The organism is Xenorhabdus innexi, assembly GCF_002632485.1.
Taxonomy (GTDB): Bacteria; Pseudomonadota; Gammaproteobacteria; order Enterobacterales; family Enterobacteriaceae; genus Xenorhabdus; species Xenorhabdus innexi.
The window spans coordinates 1-9,343 of the sequence record NZ_NIBU01000092.1 but is presented as its reverse complement, the minus strand read 5'-3'; the positions used below and the strand labels follow the sequence as shown (position 1 = coordinate 9,343).

General features: G+C 41.1%; 10 protein-coding genes and 6 pseudogenes. 7 read left to right on the top strand and 9 right to left on the bottom strand.

Features of this window, described 5'->3' with window-relative positions; genetic code table 11:
- The 6 genes and pseudogenes from Xinn_RS22235 to Xinn_RS18960 form a co-directional block, all read left to right on the top strand.
- Positions 1-192, top strand: a pseudogene (locus Xinn_RS22235) (IS3 family transposase); the annotation flags it as partial.
- Positions 167-1,393, top strand: a pseudogene (locus Xinn_RS18985) (tyrosine-type recombinase/integrase). The pseudogenes Xinn_RS22235 and Xinn_RS18985, both read left to right, overlap by 26 nt.
- A gap of 139 nt (positions 1,394-1,532) precedes the next feature.
- Positions 1,533-1,739 carry a helix-turn-helix transcriptional regulator gene (locus Xinn_RS18980; RefSeq protein WP_086954432.1) on the top strand — a complete coding sequence of 69 codons (207 nt, stop codon included), beginning with the start codon at positions 1,533-1,535 and terminating at the stop codon, positions 1,737-1,739.
- Positions 1,740-1,780: 41 nt separating this feature from the next.
- The gene (locus tag Xinn_RS18975) at positions 1,781-2,203 is read left to right on the top strand and encodes a hypothetical protein (protein WP_099137749.1); all 423 of its coding nucleotides are present in this window, start codon (positions 1,781-1,783) and stop codon (positions 2,201-2,203) included.
- A gap of 598 nt (positions 2,204-2,801) precedes the next feature.
- Positions 2,802-3,617 carry a hypothetical protein gene (locus Xinn_RS18965; protein ID WP_086954434.1) on the top strand — a complete coding sequence of 272 codons (816 nt, stop codon included), beginning with the start codon at positions 2,802-2,804 and terminating at the stop codon, positions 3,615-3,617.
- Between the two features lie 292 nt (positions 3,618-3,909).
- Positions 3,910-4,954: pseudogene (locus tag Xinn_RS18960) on the top strand (IS3 family transposase).
- An 8-nt stretch (positions 4,955-4,962) separates the two neighbouring features.
- On the opposite strand, the pseudogene Xinn_RS18955 reads toward Xinn_RS18960, so the two are convergent.
- The 6 genes and pseudogenes from Xinn_RS18955 to Xinn_RS23580 form a co-directional block, all read right to left on the bottom strand.
- Positions 4,963-5,088, bottom strand: a pseudogene (locus tag Xinn_RS18955) (DUF4277 domain-containing protein); the annotation flags it as partial.
- Positions 5,089-5,376: 288 nt separating this feature from the next.
- Positions 5,377-5,802, bottom strand: a complete 426-nt coding sequence (locus tag Xinn_RS18950) for a hypothetical protein (RefSeq protein WP_086956832.1) — start codon at positions 5,800-5,802, stop codon at positions 5,377-5,379.
- Between the two features lies 1 nt (position 5,803).
- The gene (locus tag Xinn_RS18945; RefSeq protein ID WP_086956833.1) at positions 5,804-6,262 is read right to left on the bottom strand and encodes a hypothetical protein; all 459 of its coding nucleotides are present in this window, start codon (positions 6,260-6,262) and stop codon (positions 5,804-5,806) included.
- Positions 6,249-6,581 (bottom strand): DDE-type integrase/transposase/recombinase, encoded by a 333-nt coding sequence (locus tag Xinn_RS18940; RefSeq protein ID WP_169923622.1) that lies wholly within the window; start codon positions 6,579-6,581, stop codon positions 6,249-6,251. The genes Xinn_RS18945 and Xinn_RS18940 overlap by 14 nt, the downstream gene beginning before the upstream one ends.
- Positions 6,556-6,678, bottom strand: coding sequence for a hypothetical protein (locus Xinn_RS23215; protein ID WP_280176155.1), 123 nt, complete (start codon positions 6,676-6,678; stop codon positions 6,556-6,558). The genes Xinn_RS18940 and Xinn_RS23215 overlap by 26 nt, the downstream gene beginning before the upstream one ends.
- A gap of 45 nt (positions 6,679-6,723) precedes the next feature.
- A pseudogene (locus tag Xinn_RS23580) lies at positions 6,724-6,819 on the bottom strand (hypothetical protein); the annotation flags it as partial.
- A 266-nt stretch (positions 6,820-7,085) separates the two neighbouring features.
- Between Xinn_RS23580 and Xinn_RS18930 the strand changes: the two are divergent.
- A complete protein-coding gene (locus Xinn_RS18930) occupies positions 7,086-7,727 on the top strand; it encodes a hypothetical protein (RefSeq protein ID WP_086956835.1) in 642 nt (213 codons plus the stop codon).
- 225 nt (positions 7,728-7,952) lie between these two features.
- Here Xinn_RS18930 and Xinn_RS18925 read toward each other — a convergent pair whose 3' ends face one another.
- From Xinn_RS18925 to Xinn_RS18915, 3 genes and pseudogenes are all read right to left on the bottom strand, one after another.
- Positions 7,953-8,387: a hypothetical protein gene (locus Xinn_RS18925; protein WP_086956836.1), complete on the bottom strand. Its 435-nt coding sequence runs from the start codon at positions 8,385-8,387 to the stop codon at positions 7,953-7,955.
- Positions 8,388-8,554: 167 nt separating this feature from the next.
- Positions 8,555-9,052: a hypothetical protein gene (locus tag Xinn_RS18920; RefSeq protein WP_153043419.1), complete on the bottom strand. Its 498-nt coding sequence runs from the start codon at positions 9,050-9,052 to the stop codon at positions 8,555-8,557.
- A 197-nt stretch (positions 9,053-9,249) separates the two neighbouring features.
- Positions 9,250-9,343: pseudogene (locus Xinn_RS18915) on the bottom strand (IS5/IS1182 family transposase); the annotation flags it as partial.

The following is a 9,343-nucleotide window of genomic DNA, read 5'->3' as shown; positions in this document are numbered from 1 at the left end:
CATAGTGGGATAAATTATGTGACACCGGGCCAACGGCACAGAGGCGAAGACAAAGTCATTTTAACACAGCGGGATGGCGTTTATCGCCAGGCTAAACTCACCTCTCCAGAACGCTGGTCGCGCAGCACCAGAAACTGGCAATGGGTAGAAACAGTGACGCTGAATCCTGAACGAGAACAACAGGCCGCTTAAATTCATTAATGGTGCCAACTATGTTGACAATTACCGATACTGGCGCATGAAGTATTACCGCCCGACCGATAAAAAAGAAGACCGTCTGGCGTTCGGTGTCTATCCAACCGTATCTTTAGCTGATACACGGGCTAAACACGATGAAGCCAAAAAGCTGATGGCGCAGGGACTCGATCCCAAGGCTGAAAAAAGAGGTGCCCCCTCGCCTGCCAAAGTGAACACCTTTGAACAGGTCGCCCGTGCATGGCACGCCAGCAATAAACGCTGGAGCGACAGCCACCGCCAGAAAGTATTACGCAGCCTTGAACAGTACATTTTCCCGCAGATTAGCAGACTCGACATTACCACACTACGCACCAGCCAGCTTTTAGCACCGGTTAAAACCATTGATGAGCACGGCAAGCACAATATCGCACACAGCGGCTGCGTCAGCGTATCACCGCTATTATGCGTTATGCCGTCCAGAACGATATCTGGCATCCAACCCGGCTAACGATATGGCGGAGCACTCACCACTACAAAATCCCGCCATCACCCTGCCCTGCCTCATGAAGCCTTGCCTGATTTTCTGAACCGCTTATCGGTTTATCGCGGACGCTTGCTGACCAAAATCGCGGTAGAGCTAGTATTGCTGACATTTGTCCGTTCCAGTGAACTGCGGTTTGCCCGCTGGCAGGAAATCGACCTTGAAAACGCCGTGTGGAAAATTCCCGCCACAAGGCGACCCATTAAAGGTGTTCGCTTTTCTGAACGCGGCATGAAAATGAAAACCGATCACCTTGTACCGTTAAGTCGTCAGGCGATTTCACTGTTCACAGCCCTGCACACACTGAGCGGCAATTGTGAGGTGATATTCCCCAGCGCTCATAACTCCGCGAAAGTTATGAGTGAAAACACCGTCAATAAGGCATTACGGGCGATGGGCTACGATACCCAGACCGATGTTTGCGGGCATGGTTTCCGCACAATGGCACGCGGTGCGATGGGAGAACCCGGCCTGTGGAGTGATGACGCGATCGAGCGCCAGTTAAGCCATATCGAACGAAACAACGTTCGGGCAGCCTATATTCACACCTCCAAACATCTGGACGAACGGCGGCTGATGGTGCAGTGGTGGGCGGATTATCTGGATGCCAACCGTGAAAAACCCATTACACCGTATGACTTCGCCAAACCACTGCGCGACAGTAAAAACCGATAGTGCATTTTTTAACCCATTAATTCTCATTGTAAGAAAAACAATTAACACTGTTCATTTAAGGGGGCTTTTTCAATAATTCGCCTGTCATCCAATAACGTCCAAGATGAGCGCTCAGGGACTCGGTAACAGGAGAATGAATATGACAGTGACAGCATTGAAGGAAAATCTTATCCGTTTGCCGGAAGTTCAGCGCCGAACGGGTTACAGCAAGGCGTGGATCTACAAATTAATTAGCGAGGGGGAATTCCCGAAGCAGGTCAAAATAGGCCCCCGTTCCATCGCGTTTATTGAATCAGAAATAGATCACTGGATTGCCCAACGCATCGCGGAATCGCGCGCGGCATAACACAGAAAAGAATATGACATAAGAAACCTGACATATACACAATGGATTTCGAGTTGCATCGCGGCGAAGGCGGTGCACTGGTTATCACCTGCACCAAAATGAAAGATGCCGAAGAGCCGGAAACCCAAGCCTATGACCTGCGCGTGGTTGAACTTTTTACCGATAAAGATGGGGAGGATATTAAATCACTGGCTCTGATTGACAGGCCGCGCGATCCGGTTGAAGAGGAAGAAATCGGACTCATCGCCAATAAAACCGATAACCACACGGCATTGTGGCAGTGCATACGCTCGCGCACTGCCCTGAAAGAACCTTGCTCCATTGCTCTTTTGCGTGATGATTTGAAGGCGATGGGAGTGAATGTGAAAAATTTCAGCCGTTGGCGAACCAAGTTAGAGCAAGACAAGTTGATTATCCGTAACGGGCAGGAACTCACCATCGTTAACCAGAACAATGAAGATTAAAAAGTGAGTCAGAAAGTGAGGTGCTGTGAGGAACGGAATTTTTCACCTTGCCATATTCCTCACTTTTCTCGTATATATACGGAAAAAGTGAGGAATAAAAAAAGCATTGATTTTTAAGGATAAATAAATTTCAATTCCTCACCTGTTTTTGCAGTGAGGAAAAAATAGGAAAATTGAATGTGGATTAAATCATTGCTCAATATATCGACAATAATAATTCTGTTTATTATCAGCAACGTAGGATTCATTTCACTTGATTTAACTATCAAAGAAATACTAACTCTATGGTCAAGCAAGGAATATACCTCCTCTGAGCTATCTTTCCTTATTTGTACCACTGATTATGTGATTCTGACCAACAACTTACTGTTTGTTTTCTGCATCACTGCATTTTTGTTTCGAAATAAATTAAAACGCAGTTCTCGAATAATTTTCTCTGCTTTTTTAATTGATTTATTGAATAACTTAATTACATTTATTTATATTCTTAACTTCTCAGCTATTTTTAAATTCATTAAAAATTTCGATCTAATTTGGATATTAATATTATTCCCTGTTTCAATGATCATTATTTATTTCCTTGCAAGTAAAAGCACAAATGAACAATAGAGATATAATTAGACAATCAAGAATATTGGATAAACTTGATAGACATACGTTAAATATATATGACACTACCTGCCGATGGTTACCTAAAGGTATTTTTTTGTGGGTAGAAACAAAGGGTACAGGCCATACATTCATTTCTGTTCATACCGAAAAAGGAATAAATGTGTTTACCTATGGTCGTTATGCAGATACTGGCCCATTAGGAATCACTGGTGACGGAGTTTTAATTTGGTTGCAAGATAATGAAGCAATTGAATATATGTCAACCGAACTTTATAGAATGGAAGCTCAAGTTTATAACATCAGAGATGCCGATATTTTTGCAATAATGGGATATTTTAAAAGCCTATGGCACACGGGTAAAAAAATAGGTGGTACTTCCGTGTCTGAGTCCACCCAAAAATTTGGGAAAATCATTGATATTTATGATGTAACTGGAGTTAGCTGTACAACACACTCTGTCAAGGCACTTAATTACGCAGGTAGCTCGGTTTTTAAAAGACAGAATATATTTTCTGTAAATTATACCGAGGATTTTACCATCCCATATTCATTAAGAATATACATGAATGATATTGATACTCTTAAGAAAAGTATGATTATCACCGATGTTACCTGGAGTTTTAGGCAGCAAATGAGGAACACTAAAGGATTAGTTCCTTTAGATGGTGTGGGGAAAGAACAAGTCGCACTTGGTGTTAGTGCTAAATCTTCAGGCACGCTAGTAGGCACTCAAAGTAGTGGATACGGCGGAGCAACTTTTGGTGGTTCGTCCGGTTGGAATTATTCTCCGAAAGAAGAATAGTCACAAATAATAATGAGTCACTAATCAACTGTATGAAAGCGTCTGAATAGGTGCTTTTGTTATTTCAGAACACATTTATTTAAGTGGCAACCAATCATGATAAGCAGTTGACCTTGCCTATCATAACCCCTAGCATCCTACTTACAACAACGATCCATCGCCTGTCAGGATTGAAGTGGCACACTAATTTTGGTCACCGTAATAGAGGTGATATTCTCACTTCGATAATTCAACAGGTGACATGATGAAAAAAAGTTTCAGCCCCGAGTTTAAATTAGAGTCAGCCCAATGAGTGCTGGATCAAAACTACAGTATTGCTGAGGCGGCCAGAGCCATGAATATCAGCCAGTCCGCTATGGGACGATGGGTTCACCAGTTAAAGCTGAAGCGACAGGGTCAATCACCGAGAGCCTCGCCCATCACGCCGGAGCAAATTGAAATCCGCGAACTGAAAAAGAAACTCCAACGCCTTGAAATGGAAAATGATGTTTTAAAAAAGGCTTCAGCACTCTTGATGTCAGATTACCTGAACAGTTCTCGCTAATCGAACAATTCAGAGTGCATTATCCCGTGGCTTTCCTGTGCCAACTGTTTGGCGTTTATCGCAGTAGTTATCAAGCCTGGCAAAATCGGAGGAAGCAGCCGGTGCGCGGACAATTGCAACGATAGTCACTACCAAAGGCAGACCATTGGGCCGATGGCTGGCGGGAAAATTAATGGCTGAACTGGGGCTGGTCAGTCGCCAGCAGCCGACATATCGCTATTCACGTAAGGAACAGGTTGATATTCCTAATCATCTTGACCGTCAGTTTGCGGTTACCGAACCCAATCAGGTGTGGTGTGGGGATGTGACCTATATCTGGACCGGTAAACGTTGGGCTTATCTGGCGGTGGTCATCGACCTTTTTGCCCGTAAACCCATCGGTTGGGCGATGTCTTTCTCGCCAGACTCTGAGCTGACAAAAAAAGCGTTAATCATGGCATTTGAATCAAGAGGAAGGCCGCAAGGGATCTTGTTTCACAGCGATCAAGGCAGCCACTATACCAGCAAAGCGTTCAGACGATTATTGCAGCGTTATGCTATCAAACAAAGCCTGAGCCGGCGGGGAAATTGCTGGGATAACAGCCCAATGGAACGTTTTTTCCGGAGCTTAAAAAGTGAATGGGTTCCTTCGGCGGGATATGCAAATTTTAGGGAAGTTCGCCATTCTATTATCCAATACATAACAGGTTATTACAGCCAACTTCGTCCTCACGGGTATAACAATGGACTCACGCCCAATGAGTCAGAACGATTATTTTGGGAAAACGCTAAGCCAGTGACCAATTTTTCTTGACCACTTCAAACCGAGTGGTCTGCATATTTAGGTAGAAAGGCATCAATCATGCGGGGTAAACCGACTTCATGACAAAAAGCGGCGACAAGGCCAAGATGATCGAGACGTTGGATAGTAGGTTCAGCGAGAGACATATTGGGCTTCCGACAAATAAAAGTAATAGATCAAACCTGACGATCGCCGTTAACCTCGTTTTGGGAATAAAGCAACACACTGTGCAATAAATCACATTATTTTTAAATCAGAAATGAGGTGCGGAATGACGGTTTCACCTGTTTTAGTTGATAAATTAAACATAACAAAAACAAGCGATTACACAAATTCAGGTATAGGGTCATTGAACTCGGTGACCGATTAAACGGCCACTTTTAATCAAAGGACAAATACATAGAATTATTTACAGGATCAACAATTCCTATCGGTCACTTCCAGACACAAATGCCCAACTTTTCATCATAAGCATCTTCAATTTCGACAAAGTCAACCTGTCTACCCTTTTTATTTTTATATATTAAACCAGAGTAGTATGTTCCTTGTGTAAGAACCATATAGGTTCCATTAACTTCCCCTTTAATCATTTCATTCCATATCGTTGTATCAATAGACGGCCTAGTGTCACTTAATATTACATCATCTTTAACAAAAACAATCGGTATAGCACTATCAGATTTTTCATATTTAACATAACCAGTATAGGCATTATCTTTTTTTGAATATAAAGTGACATATTTTATATTTATCGGTTTATTACCTTCATCAGTATAACAAGCAACTGAAATAGATAATTCGGACGCAAAAACATTAGAAGATAATATAATAAATATCAAAAAAATAATTTTTTTACCCATATTAATTTCCTCTTCTTTCTCTGTCGTTTCTTTCCCTATCTTCTCTTCCCCTGTTTTCTCCTTCTCTACCTTCTCCTCTTCTCAGAGCTGCGATTCGCGTGTTGATATAATTGGGAACATCACGTTTTCTTATTCCGTATATTTTGCTTTCCAACTGGTTAGCTGGAAAAGGATTTGCAGAGAGTAATTCCTGTGCTCTTTCATAGCCACTCAAAGCCTTATCTCTGTTCTTAACAGGTCCCCTTTGTTCTGTATCAGGATCATGCCAGAGTCCCCATGCAAAAGAATTAATTTTATTATTATAAATAGAGCTGCTAGTAAACTCGAATACTTCATCTTCTAACAATTGATTAAGATGGTCAGCTTTCAATACCCTGATTGCTGTTCTTAGTTTATCTAACCTATCAGTATAACCTGTGAATCCCCCATTAATATGAAGTGGCACACTAATTTTGGTCACTGTATTGGCTGCCTTGATCTGAGTGAAAAATCAGCCGGCCTTCGATATGGCGCGTTTCCAGCGCATTGTTCAATGCCCGACAAACCCGCTCCGCATCCGGTGACGTCGACATAGCCATACCCACCACGCGGCGGGAAAATAAATCCATCACCACCGCGAGATAGAGCCAGCCGTCTTTTGTGCGGATATAAGTTATGTCTCCGCACCACCGGGTATTCGGGCATGCCGGGGCAAAATTCTGTTGCAACAGATTTGGCGATGCCGGGTGTTCTTCCCCAGCCGGACGGTAACGGTCAGCCCCCGATTGATGGCTTTGCAAACCGCATTCCTGCATTAACCGCCGCGCTTTCCAGACGCCTGACCGGTTTTTCCAATGCCTGTATCTGGCGTTGGTCGGGTGTGAGTGCGTTACCCATAAGCGTTACGCCTTGCATTTCGGCCTTGTACTAGCGGAGCCATTTTCACAGGGTACTGCTATCGACGCCCAGTGAACGGGCGACATCGACAACCCGTTGCTGATGGAGAACAACCTGCTGAACAGCTTCCAGCTTTAATTCAACGGAATATTGAGGCGTCGGGGTTTAATATACCACTACAGTCAAACTATCAGGGCAGAGGAAGCGGGGATTCAATAGATAACCAGTTATGAAAAAAGAGAAAAATGATGGGTTTTATTCACCGTCAAAAAAGATGTCTTTTTAGTCAGTATTGGCACTGCCAACATTCTATGGTAATGATCCATTCTCGATTCAGGTCCAAAGGATAATATTACCTGGCTTAATTATCTGTTGAGTTTAATACTGAATTTACAAGGAGAAGACAAATGCCATTTAAGCCTCCTTTCACCCAAAAAATTTCACCTGGTGATTTAATATATGGTTTACAATTTCAAAGGACGATATATGCTAGATCATTACAGATTGAGATAAGATTAGATCAATACAATGTACGAGCATCAACAGTTGATCAATATGTAGTTCCACGGGAGGTTGATATAATAAGAACGGGACAACGCCAATTTTATAATATGACTCTTCCCCAAAATCTCCCTTATTTTCAAGACTTTCTTTCTCACCTATCAGAACATCCCAAATACCGTACTGCACTAACATATCCCAATGAACATCCATCCCGCATATCAGGCAGAAAATGTAAAGGTTCATTATCATGGATAACCATAGGGAATAATAATCTGACCGAAGATATGCATATTCATTTCATACTTGATGGTATAGACATGGAATATGTCGTGAAGAAAAGGGAATACCCAGGAGCTGAATCAAATGTAACAGCAAGTGAATTAAGGTGGCTCTTCAGAAATAAGGAGCACCCTCAAGTCAAAAGAAAGATACAGTTTTGGAAAAATCTGACGCCTACAATTCCCCCCTGGGAGGAAAGTGGGGCAGTGTTATGGAGAGAATACACTCCACTCAACCCTCCTGCTGGCTTCGTAGGATTATCTTGAAGGTATGCAATGCTGATAACGCTCTGATGTAAACTGATAACATTCACATTTTTATTCCCTTCAAAGCCAGTTTTTACCCAGCTTGTTGAACCTGTTAATATTGTGTGTTTTTTAAACTTTTTTGGACCCTCCAACACAGTGTTACCGGACTAATTCATTAACCCAGTAACACTGAGAAGACAAGCATAGCGCGTCAGCGGAATAAAACCTGTAGATAAATTTGTGTTATTTCCAAATACAATCTTTTATCTCTGCGTCATAAGCATTCATATTTTCCTCAAAATCTACTGGCTTTCCTTTTTTATTTATATATGTGAAACCATAGTATCTTGCTCCCTGTGAAATAACCGTATACGAACCATTAAATTGCCCTTTAATTATTTCATTCCATACGGTTGTATACTGATATGGTCTATCCTCAGATAATATTTCAGAGTCTTCCTTAACCAAAACAATTGGTATACTCATACGAGAATTCTCATACTTAACATAACCAATTCTGGCATTATCTTTTTTTGAATACATATCAACTAATTTTATATTAATTGGTTTTTTACTATTGGAAGTAAAACAACCAATATCAATAGATAATTCATATGTATAAGCACTAGTAGATAGTGTAGCCAACATCAAAAAAATAATATTTTTATACATTATCATATTAAAATTCCGACCATTTTATTTACAACAATAAATACGCGATAAACAAATAACCCCGCCTAAATCAGCAGGTAGTCACCTACTTAGCATTGTTCAGATTAATTTCATGCATTGCAAACGATGGGAAGTTAATCCTCACGAAATTTAAAGAATAACCATCTTTCTTCCTATTGAGATGCATTATTTATTTTCCAATAATCAATGGAATCTCTGTCTACATCAATCTTACCATCTGGATACTCAACTCTGGCTGGCTCTTCGCCTGCCGGTATAATAATTTTGGGCATTTTAGTTTCATCTAAAAAAGGTTTATAGGTGATTTTCCATTCGTTTCCATCTATGAGTCTTAGTCCAAAATATGTTAACCCCTCAGATTTACCATATAATCCTATCTTATTAGGTTCATTATTATCTTTTCTTAAAAACGGGTAAATAATTGGTTGATAATTAATAACATTTATCATTTCTCTCATATTTTCAGGCTTTCTTGCGTCATTAATGAATGCTTTTATACCAGTCCCTGTGTAGGGAATAGCTTCTTTCATTATGTGCTCAACACCTATATACGAAAGAGATACTGTAATAGTATCTATTCTCCATTGGCACCACCCACCTCCATCAAAAGGTATTTTTTCTTTAAAATAACCAGTCTTTGGATTAACCAAAATATTAAATTTATTCCAGTGATGATTGGGTTCATGATAAAGTGTACCACCTGCAGTATAGTGAGCAGAAAGACACTTAGCTGAAATATAATTTCCACTTAAGCTAGGTTGGGTGTTTGGTGGAACAATACCTTCAACAGTGATCCATTTATTTATTTGGGAAGGGGAAAATGGATCAATATCGTTTCTATAAGAGGCTATTCAGTATTTTTTCTGCGCAGCAGTAAGACAAGGAATGCCAGATTGACGAACTGGAGACTGGTATTCAAATCTCCCTCGCAGTTCTTCCAC

What these genes read in the sequence shown, in the direction of transcription:
- Xinn_RS18980 (WP_086954432.1), top strand. Translation starts at nt 1,533, where the DNA reads ATGACAGTGACAGCATTGAAGGAAAATCTTATCCGTTTGCCGGAAGTT.
- Xinn_RS18975 (WP_099137749.1), top strand. Translation starts at nt 1,781, where the DNA reads ATGGATTTCGAGTTGCATCGCGGCGAAGGCGGTGCACTGGTTATCACC.
- Xinn_RS18965 (WP_086954434.1), top strand. Translation starts at nt 2,802, where the DNA reads ATGAACAATAGAGATATAATTAGACAATCAAGAATATTGGATAAACTT.
- Xinn_RS18950 (WP_086956832.1), bottom strand. Translation starts at nt 5,802, where the DNA reads ATGGGTAAAAAAATTATTTTTTTGATATTTATTATATTATCTTCTAAT.
- Xinn_RS23215 (WP_280176155.1), bottom strand. Translation starts at nt 6,678, where the DNA reads ATGGGTAACGCACTCACACCCGACCAACGCCAGATACAGGCATTGGAA.
- Xinn_RS18930 (WP_086956835.1), top strand. Translation starts at nt 7,086, where the DNA reads ATGCCATTTAAGCCTCCTTTCACCCAAAAAATTTCACCTGGTGATTTA.
- Xinn_RS18925 (WP_086956836.1), bottom strand. Translation starts at nt 8,387, where the DNA reads ATGATAATGTATAAAAATATTATTTTTTTGATGTTGGCTACACTATCT.